This is a genomic window from Neptuniibacter sp. QD37_6 (assembly GCF_047778085.1).
Taxonomy (GTDB): Bacteria; Pseudomonadota; Gammaproteobacteria; order Pseudomonadales; family Balneatricaceae; genus Neptuniibacter.
On the sequence record NZ_CP180550.1, the window covers coordinates 1,572,202 to 1,586,884 of the forward strand.

The window sequence follows — 14,683 nt, forward strand, 5'->3', positions numbered from 1 at the left end:
CTGAAGGAAGTTGACAGGAAGGGGGAATCAGCTCCCTTATTCAGTAGCAGGAGCTGATTGGATCTTAGTTTTTTTCACAAAATTATTTCAGCAAAAACTTTCGCAATGTCTTAAAAACAAAATCACGGTTCTTAAGAATAAAGCTGTTTTTGGGTAACCACGGGCTCGAGTGAAGTACTGTTTTTGCTTTCGAAAAAGTTTGGAAGCCTTCGTAACCGTGATAGTGACCCATACCTGAATTACCTACGCCGCCAAAGGGAGCATCATCTGCTGCAGCGTGCATAGCAGTGTCATTAATTGATACGCCGCCGCTATGGGTATTGTTCAACAGGTAATCAATCAAAGTGTTATCCTTGGACATTATATACAACGCAAGTGGCCTTGGGTGTTCATTGATATAACGCGTTACCTCTTCGATTTTGTTGTAGGTCATTACTGGTAGGATTGAACCAAAAATTTCCTCTTTTAGAATACTCATATCCTCAGTGACCTGAGTCACTAACTGAGGATAGACACGTCGTCCTGCATCATTCTCTATTGCTTTGACTGGGTGAAGTTTGCCGCCTTTACTTTTGGTGTCCTCAATAAATGCCATTAAACGATCATATTGTCTTTCGCTAACGATATGAGTTTGGGTGTTCTGGTTATCACCGTTCAAGTGATATTGGGTGTATCGCTCAATAAAAGTAGAGATAAATTCGTTTTCTCTCGCTTCAGGAACAAAAATATAATCTGGGGCTACGCAGATCTGCCCAGAGTTGACCGATTTACCCAAGATCACCGCATCAACGGCAATATCCATACTGATCTGGTCATCAATAATGGTTGGCGACTTTCCGCCAAGCTCTAGCGTAATCGGGGTTAAGTTATCAGCGGCCGATTTGGCGACAAGTTTGCCTACCGCAGATGAGCCGGTAAAAATCAGATGATCAAACGGCAATGTTGAGAACGCTGCACCTACATCGGCTTCGCCTTCAATAATCTGAATATGCTCGGAAAGCTCTTTAACGATTTCGCGCAGCACTTGATTGGCATTAGGCGTGAACTCGCTCATTTTGATCATCACTCTATTACCAGCGGCTAAAGCTTGAATTGCAGGCCCGAGTGCAAGGAATACCGGGAAGTTCCAAGGTGTAATAACACCGACCACACCTAAAGGTTGGTAGTGGACTTTCACCGATGAAGGGAAATGCATCAAACCGGCATGACGTTTAGAAGGTTTCATCCATTTCTTTAGATTTTTTAGCGCGTAGTTAATGCCCGCGACGCTAGGAAGTACATCGGCAATAAGAGTGTCGAACTCACTGCGATAACCGTAATCTTTTTTCAAAGCATCGTAGATCGCTTGCTCATGTTTAATGACAGAGGCCTTAAGAGTTTTAAGTACTACTACACGTTCAGCATAAGAGGGTGCTGGTTGCGAATTGTATGCGGCACGCATCGTCTGAAAGGTGATCTGTAAATTGTCTGGCGAAATGTGGTTCAAATTAGTCATCTTAATTACCCTGGCTAAAGTCATTTAATCGCTTTCCATGCCTCCTATTGCTCAAGCTTTACCGGACTTCTAAGGATTCGCATACCTTGCTTAATCAGATGGAATCGCTCACACACTTGAAAACATATCGATAGAATAGACGCTAGCTGGGTATTAAGGAATTTACAAAAATTACTAAGGGTAATAAAAATTAGGAATAATGTTTTTATTTCAAAGCGCTACCAGTAGCTCTTATTACAGAACGGGGTTATACATCTGAATATTGTTCCAGAATTTCAATGAATTTCTTAACCGCAGGTGCATACTCCGTTTCCTGTCGGGTAATGCAGTAGGATTGCCAAGGTATCTCTTCAGCAATATCTAATTGCACGAGTTCCCCGCAATCTAGCTCTTTAGTAAATAGCTCTCTCGGGCCACCGGTGAAGTAATCGGAAGACATAACGATCGATTTAGCGATCTGGTAATTGTCACAAGTAATCTTAAACGGTAGGTAAACATCGTTTTCTTGTAAGAACTCTGACATGGACTTGTTTACGCTAGGACCTATACCCGGGAAATTATTAAGCTCATCGGTAGGGAGAGTCCCTTTGCTTTCAGTTAATGGGTGGCCGGCTCTAACTACAAAGACAATGCGTGCACTTTGAACCTTTCTGATGACTAATTCGGAAGCGCGCTCTTGAGGTAGTGCAGGGCCAATACCTATATCAATCTCACCGTTAAGCACTAAGCTCGGTATCTTCTGTGGTAGATCCACCTTAAATGAGATCTCTACATTGTTGGACTCTTCGACAAAGTCCATCAGAACTTTTGGGAAAAGCAGTTGCTCGACAATCGGGCTGACCCCGATCTTTAATGTCCCACCTTCAAGGTTGGATAGAAGCTCAACATGACGACATAAAGTATCCAGCTTTGCGCGAAGCTGCTCACCGCTCTCAATCAAGTAACTAGCAATCGCTGTTGGGTTCATTCCTGTGCTTTGTCTATGGAACAGCTCAACCTTTAATACTTTTTCTAAACGTGCAATCTTCTTGCTCAAGGTCGGCTGAGACATATGCAGCTTTTCCGCAGCTTTGCTGATACTACCTTCCTCAGCAACGGTTTTGAGTAGGGTGATATCTGAGACATCGAGCATAAGAGGTACTCATTTGTTTATGTGTATCTGAAGAATATATTCCTTTTTTTAATAGCAAGGAATAAAGAATACAGGACGCTGCTTCGCAGCTAGAGATCGGCTTCGCCTTTTAGGACGCTTCGCTAGAGAAAAAGACTAAAAGTACAGAGACGGTTGCTATTTTTGAAGCTTGCTTTACTGCTGATGCTAAGTTAAATATATTTTTAAAACAGACAGATGGATGTCGGGCAAAGGTAGAGCTACATATAGCCTATTTTATGATGCAAGTATTTAATCTGGTTTAGCACATGCTCGATCTGTCATGGAAGATGCTTTCACTTTTCAGAATTAGTCCTTTCTTTGTCATTCCTTACATATGTTTTAGTTAAATACGGTTTAGATAGATATTCCTCCGTAAGTAAAAAATTTTAGTGCAAGAGATAAAATATGGCAGATGCACACACAGTGAGTAACTTTTATTACAAGATAGCTCTTGAGAATCGCGATCGTTTTGAAGAATATCGAAACCGAGTAGACGTAGTGCTATCCAGTGACAAAGAAGACTGGATGAAGGATATGGAGAGCAGTGATTATTGCTATCAAAGCTTAAAATGTGCAGTCCAAAGTATAGTGTTTTCAGCCATGTGCCTGGAGGCTTTCATTTATGACTATTCGAAAAAGCATCTAGGAAGTAGTTACACGAAGAAACATATTGAAAAAATCAACATAGAATCAAAGTTTATTATTGTGCCTCGCCTAGCTATTGGTAAAGAGCTTGATAAATCTGGCCAAGGCTATGAGAGACTGAAGAAATTAATATCTGACAGAAACAAAATTGTGCACTTTAAATCCATGAGTGATTTCTTAACACAAGAGTCATTTCTACCAGAATCAATGGAAAACGGTTTAGAAGCGGTCGTAGAGTTAATGAATGAGTTTGAATTACTTCACCCAGATGAAAAACTCTATTTCAGCGCTATACCAATGCATGCCGAATGTTTTGCTTAACCAGTCAATTTTCTTAGCATGCTTCGCTATTGCACCCTACATTATGAACTATTAGGCTTTTCCTCTAGCCGCGCAGCGGCGTCCTCTAGCGAAGCGTCCTATAAGGCGAAGCCGATCTCTAGCTGCGAAGCAGTGTCCTGCCCTTAAACCTTAAACTTCCCAAGTTCCGCATCCTGCTTACGCGTTAGGTCTGTCATTTGATGGCAGTTTGATTCCTGTGCTTTGGCGTTATTAGAGACAGATTGGCTTAGGTCGCGGATATTGGTGGTGTTGCGGTTAATCTCTTCTGAAGTGGCGCTTTGTTGTTCTGCTGCAGTCGCTATCTGGACTGTCATTTGGTTAATTTCCTGAATGTTGTCGCGGATAGTGTTGAGAACGGTGTTGGCTTCACTGGCAATGTCTTGGGTTTTAGCTGCTAACTCTCTGCTTTGAGTAATTGTGGTTTCGGCATTTCTTACCCCGGATTGAAGTTGCTGAATCATATCTTTAATCTCTTCAGTCGATTGCTGCGTTCTGGAGGCGAGGGCACGGACTTCGTCGGCAACTACGGCAAAACCTCGGCCTTTATCACCGGCGCGGGCAGCCTCGATTGCTGCGTTTAGGGCGAGCAGGTTGGTTTGATCTGCTATTTCGGTAATTACGGTTAGGATCGATTCAATATTGTTACTGTAATTAGCTAGCTCATTGACGGTATTGACAATATTTTCCATATCATCAGCTAAATGGCGGATTGATTCTGTGGTCTTGGATACTACTGCAACCCCATCACTAGCAGCGGAATCCGCACGTTGGGCTGAGTCAGCGGCGTGTTGCGCATTAGTTGCTACGTCTTGAGCAGTGGCGGACATTTGGTGCATTGCTGTGGCTAATTGATCGAGCTCGTATAGTTGTTTTTCAAGCTCATTAGCCGCTGTAGAGGCTGAATTGAAGGTGTGGTCACTATTTGAGCGTACATCCGTTGAAATCTGTTTTACTCGAGTAATCAGGTCTTGCAGGTAACTAATAAACTGGTTGAAGTCCGTAGATACTTGGCCAAACTCATCTTGAGTTTTAACTTCTAGGCGCTTGGTCAGATCGCCTTCGCCACTGTTTATCTCGACTAATGAGCTACGAAGGTTTTCTAGAGGAAGTAGCTGCTTAGACACGGTCACATATAAAGCACCGCTGCAGATAAGAGCGCTGATAATCGTTGCAATGAGAGCAGTGATACCTATTTGATTAGCATCGGCCATTACAAGGCCTTTATCTAGAACTACACCTATCAGCCATTGGCTACCTTGAAGCCCTTCTAGCTTGCTAAAAGAGACAAAAACGGTATCGTCGTTAACGGATGATTCGGCTAGCTCACGGTTAAAGCTAGGTGCAGTGCCATCGAATAACTCATTGATGGATTTACCATTCATATCTGCGTTGGGATGGCTGATTATGTTGCCGTTTGAGTTGAGCAGGAATGCGTAACCGGTGTTGTTGAAGTTAAGAGTGTTCAGTGCATCGGATACGGTTTTTAAGCTTAGATCGCCACCAAATGCGCCCTTGAACTGACGGTTATCGTAGAAGTTAGCGACGGCTGAGATAAGGATTTCGCCACTGGCTGCATCGGCATAAGGATCGGTTAATACCGCCCTGTCATTTTGTTTTGCATAAGGGTACCAAGGGCGTTTTCGTGCATCCCAACCTGTTGGGTTCCATTCTGGGTCATTGGTTATCTTTTTACCGTCGGTATCTAGGCCACCAAAAATCAAAATAAACTCTTTTTTAAGAATGGGGTTATCAAAGGTGGCTTGTATGGTTTCTTGAGAAAAGTCTGCGTTGATACTTTCCGCCATCATGTCGATAAGTTTTAATTTGGCGTTGAGCCAGTTGGTTATCTGATAGCTCAGGACTAAGGTGGCTTCTTGGGTACTTTGCTCTGTTTTCTCATACAGAGCATCTCTGACGCTGCTGTATTGAATCCATGAATAGATGGCAAAGGTTAGGATGACAACCGTGGAAGCGAGTAGGGCAACCTTGTGTGAAACTTTCATACAGTTAACCTCAAAGACGAGACTTCAAGTTTATCAATAGCGTGACAGGGCATTTCCCTGCGTTGATAACTAGTTATTCTAGACCAGATATTTGGAAGGCAATTTCGGATTATGAAATTGTTGAATGTTTATCGAGGAGAATATGCAAAGTACCTGAGTTAAACGCTTGGTTTTTGTGGTAGTATCTGCGCCCAAGATCTGCTGTTGTGCAGATAAATTGTTGTCGCCTCAGTCAAAACGGCTGGGGCTTTATATTTTGCGTTGGGTTTACGTCCCAATTAGCGGAGTTTGTATGTCAGATTTACCTCTAAATTCTGAAGAGCAGACCGTTGTTTGCGCTCTGTATAAATTCGTCACGCTGGAAAACTTTGAAGCATTAAGAGAGCCGCTTTTCGAGTGTATGCAAAAAGTAGGCGTGCGCGGCACCTTATTGTTAGCCAATGAAGGTATCAACGGCACGATTGCGGGAAGCCGCGAAGGTATTGATACGGTGCTAGCGTGGTTGCAGCAAGATGATCGTTTGAATCCTATCGAATATAAAGAGTCGTTCGATACCAGCAATCCTTTTATGCGTACCAAAGTTAAGCTGAAAAAAGAGATTGTGACTATGGGGGTTGAAGGTATCGACCCTAAAAAGGTGGTGGGTACCTATGTAAAACCAAAAGATTGGAATGCGCTTATTTCTGATCCTGATGTGGTTTTGGTTGATACACGTAATGACTACGAAGTGGCGATCGGTACATTTGAAAATGCGATCGACCCAGAGACTAAGACGTTTCGTGAGTTCCCTCAGTATATTGCTGAAAATCTTGATCCAGAAAAGAACAAGAAAGTGGCTATGTTCTGTACAGGCGGTATTCGTTGTGAAAAATCCACGGCCTATTTGAAAAAGCAGGGCTTTGATGAGGTCTATCACCTAGAAGGCGGTATTCTGAAGTACCTTGAAGAGGTAGATGAAGAAGACTCGATGTGGAAGGGTGACTGCTTTGTCTTTGATGGCCGCGTTTCTGTAAAACATGGCTTGGAAGTAGGTGACTACGATCAATGTCACGCGTGCCGCATGCCAATTACTGAAGAGGAAAAGCAGCTAGATTCTTACGAGAAGGGTGTGAGCTGTGTGCACTGTATCGATAAGATGAGTGATGCTCAAAAGCAGCGTTTCCGTGAGCGTGAACATCAAGTTCAATTGGCGAAAGAGCGTGGTGAATCGCACCTAGGTTCTGATGTGCAAGATGCTGTTCAAGCGCATCGTGATGCCAAAGCCGCTTATCGCGCAGCGCAAAAAGAGCGTTCTAAAGGCTAATCAGCCTTGATCAAAACTAAAAAAACCATGCCAAGGCATGGTTTTTTTATATTTATCTGAAGTTGCTTATTTGCAGCAAGGTTCAGAAATGATCTCAATTTTGTCTTCTTTTACAGCGTGGAAGAAGCAGTTAGAACGTTCGGTATGGCAAGCCGGACCCGACTGATTCACTAGGCACAAAAGCGTATCGCCATCACAATCGATGCGCATCTCAACTAGCTTTTGTACGTGGCCAGAGCTTTCGCCTTTACGCCAGTAGCTTTGGCGTGAACGAGACCAATAACACACTTGGCCAGTTTTTAATGTCTCTTCAATGGAAAGGCGGTTCATCCACGCCATCATTAACACTTCGCCAGTTTCTGCTTGCTGAGCAATCGCAGGAATCAGACCGTCTTCGTTATAGCGAAGGTTATCAAGTGCTGCACTTAGATCTGTTTGACTGCCTTTAACGCCAGACTCTAAGTCGTAGTAAAAACTGTTTTTCATTGTTGCTTCTCTGCTACAAGTAAAATCTGCGGGCATCATACCACAAGGAATTAAATGGGACGGGACAATTAAATTGAATCATTGTCCTCTTTTGTGCTCAAACCAGTAACTGGAATTTTGGGACCGCACTATGTTTTCACGGACAAGCCTTTTAGCCTTCCTTATCGCAATATTCGTAACCTTGGTTTGTTTTAAGTCGTGTTCGGTGTTCGCTGAGCATAATGGGTTTGATCTTTCCGATAGTCTAATCCCTGCCGAAAAAATACTGCCGGGCGGTCCTGCGCGTGATGGCATTCCTTCTATTTATAAGCCTGAATATATAGCGGCTAAGCAAGCGGGCGGTTGGCAGGATGATCAACAGGTGTTGAGCCTAACCTTGGCCGGTATTACGCGTGCATATCCTATTAATATCTTAAACTGGCATGAGATCGTGAATGATGATTTTGGCGGTCAGCCTGTTGTGATCAGTTATTGCCCTCTATGCGGAACAGGCATGGCATTTTCCGCCGATATGAATGGTGAGGCGCTGACCTTTGGTGTCTCTGGCTTGTTATATAACAGTGATGTTCTGCTATATGATCGTCAGTCAGATTCTCTCTGGTCACAGTTAAAAAGTCAGGCCGTGACCGGGAAATTCAAAGGTCAAAAACTCACTCAATTACCATTGAATCAGATGACCTGGAAAGAGTGGAAAGCTCGTTACCCTGATGGTGAAGTGCTCAGTCGAAATACTGGATATTCAAGGGACTATTCTCAAAGCCCTTATGGCAGTTATGACGAAAGCCCTGTGCTGTATTTTCCTGTGGAGTTCAGAAGCCAAGCTTACCATCCCAAAGAAAGAGTTTTGGGTGTGGAGGTTGATGGAACATTTAAGGCGTATCCCTTTGCTGAACTATCCAAAGCATCAAATAATGAGCTGCTAGACGATTTTAATGGCCGGCAGTTTAAACTGCAGTTTAATGCATCGTCTCGTACGGGGGAGGTTGTCGATGCTGAAACAGGTAAACCTTATCCGGCAGTCAACTCGTTTTGGTTTGCTTGGTATACCTTCCACCCCGACACAGATGTTTATAAAGCCAAGTGATTTAGCTGATAAACTATTTATCAAAAGCCTCTAGATAAAGCCCAAAAATGGTATTTGAACCTGCAGTCAAAAGGTCGCTAGACTGTAGGCGAGTTAGGTTTAGTTAGTAAAAGATGGATTCGAATCAACGATGACGAACGCTTTAGGCATATTTGATAAACAGAATGCGTTGTTGCCTTATATTATTGCAGGGCCTTTGCTGCGAAAAGTTACGCCTGACCAAATTGCTTTATGGTTGGTCACCTCTGAGCCCTTAAAAGGCTCTTTCCATTTTTATCAGGAGCAGGAACTAGTTACCCAGATAGATAGTGCCTCGATTAATCAGTCTATTCAGGTGGGTAAATCTGCTTTTATCAATTTAATTGAGTATCGGCCAGAACACTCCCTCTCCACTGATACTTGGTTTTCTTATGATCTTGAGTGTGAAGTTCGGGGTGAAATTCAGAATTTAAAAAGCTTGTTGCCCCATCTGGTCTATCCAGGTGAAGAGAGGCCTAAGTTCGCCCTAAAAACTAAGCTTGATCAGGTGCTGCATGGTTCTTGTCGTAAACCTCATTATGCATCCGAAGATGCATTGCTTCGCGTCGATCAGGTATTAGAAAGTTCAAAAGATGATATTGAATCTCGTCCTGCGCTTTTGATGATGTCGGGTGATCAGATCTATGCGGATGATGTCGCAGGGCCAATGTTATCGGCCATACATCAGACGCTAGATCTACTCGGTTTAGCGCCTGAGCTGATAGAGGGAGCCACGGTAAAGAACAGCGCCGAACTGTATAAAAGTGAGCATTGTTATTACGAACGCGAGGAGCTGCTACCGCAAACACCTGCAGGGCAAGATTTAGCTGATCGTTTTTTTGCCGGAGCAGAGAAACCGATATTTACTGCGGATACGGCACATAATCATCTGATTACATTGGCTGAGATGTTGGCGATGTATTTCTTGGTCTGGTCACCACAGCTTTGGCGTCATATCTCACTAAACGCAGGCGAAGTTTCAGATAAATATATTGATCGCTACTTAGATGAACAGAGAGAGATCGATCTATTTGTTAACGGTTTACCTGACGTTCAGCGCGCGTTGGCTCAAATTCCGGTTTATATGATTTTTGATGATCATGATATTACTGATGATTGGAACCTAACCCGAGGTTGGGAAGAAGCGGCTTATAGTCATCCGTTTTCCAGAAGCATTATCGGTAATGCGCTACTCGGTTATTGGCTCTGTCAGGGCTGGGGCAATGCCCCTGATAAATTCCCTCAGCAATGGATGGATCTTATTCAGCAAGATGCGATTGCAGACAGAGGGGCAGTTAGGAATGATCTGATTACTCAGGTACTTGAATTTGAAGCTTGGAGTTACTGTCTTAACACGTCACCCAAACTGGTGGTTTTGGATACCCGCACTCGTCGCTGGTGGTCGGAAAGTAGTGGGGCTAAACCTTCAGGATTGATGGATTGGGAAGCACTGTCTGAGCTGCAGCAAGAACTGATCGGTGAAGACGCTGTGTTGTTGGTTTCACCCGCACCAATTTTTGGTATGAAGCTCATTGAGACAGTTCAGCGGATCTTTACCTACTTTGGCCATGCGCTGATGGTGGATGCCGAAAACTGGATGGCTCATGCAGGTTCGGCGAATGTGATCCTTAATATCTTCAGGCATCCTAAGACACCGCAGAATTTTGTAATTTTGTCAGGTGATGTGCATTACTCCTTTGCTTATGACATCAAGATTCGTTTCCGGAAAAACAGTCCAGATATCTGGCAAATCACCTGCAGTGGCTTAAAGAATGAGTTCCCACATGCTTTGTTGAATCTCTTCGACAAAATGAACCGATGGCTCTATGGCAGTCGTTCACCGCTTAACTGGTTTACCAAGCGAAGACGGATGCAGATTCGTTCGCGCATCCCAGAAGGTATGCCGGCTAAAAGGGTATTTAATGGCAGTGGCGTCGGACTGGTTAAGTTAAATCAGGTTGGTGAGCCTACTGAAGTGACTGTGCTCAAGGCCCAAGGTGGTGATATAAGTTTTCCTTACAGAAAGCCTAAGTCGCGTTCTTAACGATAACGGGAGCAATGCTTGATAGATTGCTCCCGTTAACTATTTATCTATTCTCCATCTGAGCTTTTTCCATTCTTGTTGCAATCGCAATTCTATTCCATGCGTTGATTGCAGTGATTTGCATGATGATTTCCACAAAACCTTTCTCACCAAATTGCTCTAGTCCTTGCTGGTAAGTTTGATCGCTTAGGTCTTGTGGATTGGTTAAAGTAATCTCTTCGGTAAGGGCAAGAGCAATTCTTTCCTCTTCGTTAAATAGCTTCGATTTTCTCCACGCAGATAGCGCATAAATACGTTGTTCTGATTCGCCTTTTGCTCGTGCTTGGCTTGTATGCATCTCGATGCAGAATGCACATTCGTTTAGCATGGATGCCCGTATTTTGATCAATCCTTTCAACTTATAACCGATGCTTATATCTGAGAGGTAATTCTCCATCTGTAACATAGTGTTAAATGCTGAGGTGTGTGACTTAACAAAGTCTATTCTCTGTAGCATGTTTCAATCCTAATCAATAACGTTGAATGATGTGATTATTTTGGCGCTAAGCATGAATATTTAGAATCTGTTATAAACGCGGGACACTTTTGCGTATTTTGCAAAAGTTATGGCTGGATAATTAAGGTGTGCAGACAGGGTAAGAAAAGATGCTTGAGTTACTACGGATATTTATTCAGGTGGCTAATTTGGGGAGTTTTTCTAAAACAGCCAAAGCGCTGAATATCGCGCCATCCTCGGCTACGAGAAGTATTGATAAATTAGAAGCTGAATTAGGCGTTGCGCTTTTTAAGCGCAGTACTCGATCTTTGTCTCTGACTGAACACGGTCAACAGCTGTTTGAACGTGCTAATTTACTTTTAGCGGATGCCGATGATTTAGTCAGTTCCGTTAAAGATGCAAATGCGGAACCTAAAGGGGAGCTAAAAATCTCTGTTTTTGAGAGTTTTGGCAGGCAAAAGGTTTCGCCAATAATTCCAGCATTTCTCAAGCGATTCCCAGAAGTGAATGTACAGATTGAGCTGGATAACCAACTGGTCGATCTGAAAAGCAGTACGTTCGATATCGGTATTAGAATTGGTAAGCCAGAGGACTCAGATTTACGTGCGCGTAAACTACTAGAGAACCGAATGGTGATATGTGCATCACCTAATTATTTAGATGTATTTGGATCGCCCTCAGAACCGAGTGACCTTTCAGATCATAATTGCTTGTTATTGAATCAAGGTAGGCAGCGCTGTTATTGGCATTTTAATTCTAAACAGAGCTCTTCTCAGAGCTCTCTTCAGAAAAACAAAAAGGTTCTGGTAACCGGTAACTTATCCTCTAAAGGCGGTTCGCCTCTGGTTGAGGCGACTATCGCAGGGACCGGCATTTTATTGATTGCTAGATGGATGGTGGAAGAGCATCTGAGCGATGGGCGCCTGATTGAGTGTATGTCTGAGTGGACGCCATCGCTTTATGAGCAGGGTAGCGGAGATATCTATGCGATCTATCAAGGCAGTCGATATCTCAAGCCGAGTGTCCGTAGTTTTATCGATTTTCTAGTCGAACACATATCAGATTAAGGCGTTTAAGCCTTTTGCGCAGCACGTTTGGTTTTAGCAGTTGCGATCGCTTCTAACGGGTTGTCTGGCCAAGGATGTTTTGGATATCGGCCTTTCATATCTTTCTGCACATCTTTGTAGGCATTGTGCCAGAAGCTTCCTAAGTCCTGAGTGACCTGTAGCGGTCTTCGCGCGGGGGAGAGTAGATGAAGCTGTAGCGCTACATGATTGGCAACTTTAGGTGTTTGGGTACAGCCAAACATCTCTTGCAGTTTTACTGCTAAAACAGGTGGATTTTGGCTGTAATCGATTCTGATCTTTGAGCCTGAAGGTACGGTAAATCGTTCAGGTGCTAACTCATCTAACTTCTGAGGTAGGGGCCAAGGGAGCATCGCTTGTAGCACGCTGCTTAGATTGATTTTCTTCAACTGCTTTAGTTGTGTGATGTTATCCAAATAAGGTGTCAGCCATTCTTCAAGATTGTCGAGCAACCAGTTGTCGCTTAGATCTGGCCATTGATCTTGTGATTGTTTTTGGACTGCTTGGTGCAGAAATATCACGCGCTGACGCCATGCCTGAATATCATCATTCCAAGGTAAAAGGGATAAACCGCGTTTCCTTATTTGATTGATGATCGCTGCTTTTACTGCCTCAGGTGAAGGGCTTTCTAAAGGGGCGGATTCCCAAACGAGCGTGCCGATTCGCTGTTGTTGTTCGGCACAGATTCGATCTTGGGATTTGTCCCATTCGATCACTTCATGCTGTTGAATCAGCTCAGGAATGAATTGTTCAATCCACTCAGAATTCAGAGGCGCAGCCAGTTGGATCTGGTCGTTCGTTTGGTTTTGTTTTCCTTGTAGGGTTACAACGGTTATCCATGGATATTGGCTTAGTCTATCTTGATCGTAGAAGTTAGCCGCACGTCCATTATTGAGCTTATAAATGGTACTGTTCTGGCGTTGCTGTGCGATACGGTCAGGATATGCAAGCGCGAGCAAAACAGCTGCTTGTTCGTGATCTGGAATCTTATTTCCTGAAGCTTCGCTTGGAATATCTAGTTTTGAGAGCATTCGATGGTAATGCTGTTCCTGTTTTTTGATACGATGCCAGATGCCTTTCTGAAAACTCGGTTTGGTTGCTAGCCATTCGAGGCGGCTGTTGATATCTGCACCTTCATTTCTAAAAGGGTCGCGTTCCATTAAGAGCGCTGCGATACGACAGGCTTTGTCGGCTAAGCCCCAAGCTGAACCTTTGATAAGCATATGGCTGAGTCTTGGATGTGCAGGAAACTCAGCCATAAGCTGACCGTGGGCAGTTGTTTGCTTCTGTGAGTTGAGCGCGCCTAATTGAGTAAGTAGGGTTTGAGCTTGTTGGAATGAGCCTGCTGGTGGTTGGTCAAGCCAATTAAGATCGTTTGTATCGGTGGTGCCCCAGCTAGCTAGCTGTAACGCCAGAGCTGTCAGATCGGCTTGTGCTATTTCTGGACTATCGAATGCGCTAAGTTGCTTTTGCTGTCCTTCACTCCACAATCGGTAACATACGCCAGGGGATAATCGACCCGCACGGCCAGCACGTTGCGTGGCAGAGGCTGAGGAAATTCGGCGCGTATGTAGACGCGTCATTGCAGAGTTAGGATCATATTTGGCGACACGTGTTAAACCAGAGTCGATTACGACCTCTACGCCTTGGATGGTTAAGCTGGTCTCAGCAATGTTTGTTGCTAGAACGATTTTGCGTTTACCTTCATCACACGGATTTATGGCCTTACGCTGTTCTTCCAATGTTAGATCGCCATAGAGCGGCGCGATAGCAATAGTGTTTTTCTCTGTTTGTGAGAGCTGCTCGTTAAGTAACTCTTCGACTTTACGAATCTCTCGCATACCGGGTAAGAAGCATAAAATACTGCCGGTTTGCTCGGCTAGCGCTAGGGTGACGGTCTTAACCGCCTTGTGTTCTAGCCATTCACCTTGAGAGGGTTCACCACAATAGAAAGGTTTAACTGGGTAACTACGGCCCGAACTGGTTACAATTGGCGCATCACCCAGCAGCTTGGCGGTTTTTTCGCCATCCAACGTAGCGGACATCACTAAGATCTTCAGCGCAGTTTCTTCACGGAAGTATTCTCTAGCTTCTAGTGTTAGGGCTAAGCCTAAATCTGCATCTAAACTACGTTCATGAAATTCATCGAAAATAACAATGCCGTAGCCCTCAAGACTAGGGTCCGTTTGTAACATGCGGGTTAAGATGCCTTCAGTCACAATTTCTATTCGGGTATGTTCGCTGATACAGGTATCGAGTCTAACTCTATAACCGACGGTCTGACCCGCTTTTTCATTGAGCATCTGTGCCATACGTTCGGCGGCAGCTTTGGCTGCTAAACGCCTTGGTTCTAGCATGAGAATCTTTTGATTACTCAGCCAACTCTCTTTAAGTAATGAGAGGGGGACTTGCGTAGTTTTACCTGCACCAGGAGGTGCTTCCAGAACCGCTTCATTTTGATCGTTAAGCGCTTGAGTTAATTCGGGTAAAACGGAAATGATTGGTAGCAAGGCTTCGACACTCTGAAAA

At 44.0% G+C, this 14,683-nt stretch carries 11 protein-coding genes; 5 read left to right on the top strand and 6 right to left on the bottom strand.

All coding sequences use genetic code 11. The features are described 5' to 3' along the window. Positions 1-82: 82 nt before the first annotated feature. The gene (locus ACMXYO_RS07370; protein WP_415887858.1) at positions 83-1,495 is read right to left on the bottom strand and encodes a coniferyl aldehyde dehydrogenase; all 1,413 of its coding nucleotides are present in this window, start codon (positions 1,493-1,495) and stop codon (positions 83-85) included. 247 nt (positions 1,496-1,742) lie between these two features. Next, positions 1,743-2,627, bottom strand: a complete 885-nt coding sequence (locus tag ACMXYO_RS07375) for a LysR family transcriptional regulator (protein ID WP_415887859.1) — start codon at positions 2,625-2,627, stop codon at positions 1,743-1,745. A 426-nt stretch (positions 2,628-3,053) separates the two neighbouring features. Here ACMXYO_RS07375 and ACMXYO_RS07380 point away from each other — a divergent pair, with 426 nt between their 5' ends. After that, the gene (locus ACMXYO_RS07380) at positions 3,054-3,614 is read left to right on the top strand and encodes a hypothetical protein (protein WP_415887860.1); all 561 of its coding nucleotides are present in this window, start codon (positions 3,054-3,056) and stop codon (positions 3,612-3,614) included. A gap of 143 nt (positions 3,615-3,757) precedes the next feature. Here the strand turns inward: ACMXYO_RS07380 and ACMXYO_RS07385 are convergent, their stop codons facing one another. Beyond that, positions 3,758-5,638, bottom strand: a complete 1,881-nt coding sequence (locus ACMXYO_RS07385; RefSeq protein WP_415887861.1) for a methyl-accepting chemotaxis protein — start codon at positions 5,636-5,638, stop codon at positions 3,758-3,760. 292 nt (positions 5,639-5,930) lie between these two features. Between ACMXYO_RS07385 and ACMXYO_RS07390 the strand changes: the two genes are divergently transcribed. Then, complete coding sequence (locus ACMXYO_RS07390; RefSeq protein WP_415887862.1) at positions 5,931-6,941, top strand: rhodanese-related sulfurtransferase; 1,011 nt, start codon at positions 5,931-5,933, stop codon at positions 6,939-6,941. Positions 6,942-7,007: 66 nt separating this feature from the next. On the opposite strand, the gene hisI is transcribed toward ACMXYO_RS07390, so the two are convergent. After that, complete coding sequence (gene hisI / locus ACMXYO_RS07395; protein ID WP_415881506.1) at positions 7,008-7,427, bottom strand: phosphoribosyl-AMP cyclohydrolase; 420 nt, start codon at positions 7,425-7,427, stop codon at positions 7,008-7,010. Positions 7,428-7,557: 130 nt separating this feature from the next. Between hisI and ACMXYO_RS07400 the strand changes: the two genes are divergently transcribed. Next, positions 7,558-8,511 carry a DUF3179 domain-containing protein gene (locus ACMXYO_RS07400; RefSeq protein WP_415887863.1) on the top strand — a complete coding sequence of 318 codons (954 nt, stop codon included), beginning with the start codon at positions 7,558-7,560 and terminating at the stop codon, positions 8,509-8,511. Positions 8,512-8,641: 130 nt separating this feature from the next. Then, positions 8,642-10,573, top strand: coding sequence for an alkaline phosphatase D family protein (locus tag ACMXYO_RS07405; RefSeq protein ID WP_415887864.1), 1,932 nt, complete (start codon positions 8,642-8,644; stop codon positions 10,571-10,573). A gap of 43 nt (positions 10,574-10,616) precedes the next feature. Here ACMXYO_RS07405 and ACMXYO_RS07410 read toward each other — a convergent pair whose 3' ends face one another. Next, positions 10,617-11,069: a carboxymuconolactone decarboxylase family protein gene (locus ACMXYO_RS07410; RefSeq protein ID WP_415887865.1), complete on the bottom strand. Its 453-nt coding sequence runs from the start codon at positions 11,067-11,069 to the stop codon at positions 10,617-10,619. A gap of 149 nt (positions 11,070-11,218) precedes the next feature. On the opposite strand from ACMXYO_RS07410, the gene ACMXYO_RS07415 reads away from it, so the two are divergent. Next, positions 11,219-12,136, top strand: coding sequence for a LysR family transcriptional regulator (locus tag ACMXYO_RS07415; RefSeq protein WP_415887866.1), 918 nt, complete (start codon positions 11,219-11,221; stop codon positions 12,134-12,136). Between the two features lie 5 nt (positions 12,137-12,141). Here the strand turns inward: ACMXYO_RS07415 and hrpB are convergent, their stop codons facing one another. Beyond that, on the bottom strand, positions 12,142-14,664 hold the full coding sequence (hrpB, locus tag ACMXYO_RS07420; protein WP_415887867.1) for an ATP-dependent helicase HrpB: 2,523 nt from the start codon (positions 14,662-14,664) through the stop codon (positions 12,142-12,144). Between the last annotated feature and the right edge of the window lie 19 nt (positions 14,665-14,683).

What these genes read in the sequence shown, in the direction of transcription:
- ACMXYO_RS07410 (WP_415887865.1), bottom strand. Translation starts at nt 11,069, where the DNA reads ATGCTACAGAGAATAGACTTTGTTAAGTCACACACCTCAGCATTTAAC.
- ACMXYO_RS07415 (WP_415887866.1), top strand. Translation starts at nt 11,219, where the DNA reads ATGCTTGAGTTACTACGGATATTTATTCAGGTGGCTAATTTGGGGAGT.
- ACMXYO_RS07400 (WP_415887863.1), top strand. Translation starts at nt 7,558, where the DNA reads ATGTTTTCACGGACAAGCCTTTTAGCCTTCCTTATCGCAATATTCGTA.
- ACMXYO_RS07375 (WP_415887859.1), bottom strand. Translation starts at nt 2,627, where the DNA reads ATGCTCGATGTCTCAGATATCACCCTACTCAAAACCGTTGCTGAGGAA.
- ACMXYO_RS07385 (WP_415887861.1), bottom strand. Translation starts at nt 5,638, where the DNA reads ATGAAAGTTTCACACAAGGTTGCCCTACTCGCTTCCACGGTTGTCATC.
- ACMXYO_RS07405 (WP_415887864.1), top strand. Translation starts at nt 8,642, where the DNA reads ATGACGAACGCTTTAGGCATATTTGATAAACAGAATGCGTTGTTGCCT.
- hisI (WP_415881506.1), bottom strand. Translation starts at nt 7,427, where the DNA reads ATGAAAAACAGTTTTTACTACGACTTAGAGTCTGGCGTTAAAGGCAGT.
- ACMXYO_RS07370 (WP_415887858.1), bottom strand. Translation starts at nt 1,495, where the DNA reads ATGACTAATTTGAACCACATTTCGCCAGACAATTTACAGATCACCTTT.
- ACMXYO_RS07380 (WP_415887860.1), top strand. Translation starts at nt 3,054, where the DNA reads ATGGCAGATGCACACACAGTGAGTAACTTTTATTACAAGATAGCTCTT.
- ACMXYO_RS07390 (WP_415887862.1), top strand. Translation starts at nt 5,931, where the DNA reads ATGTCAGATTTACCTCTAAATTCTGAAGAGCAGACCGTTGTTTGCGCT.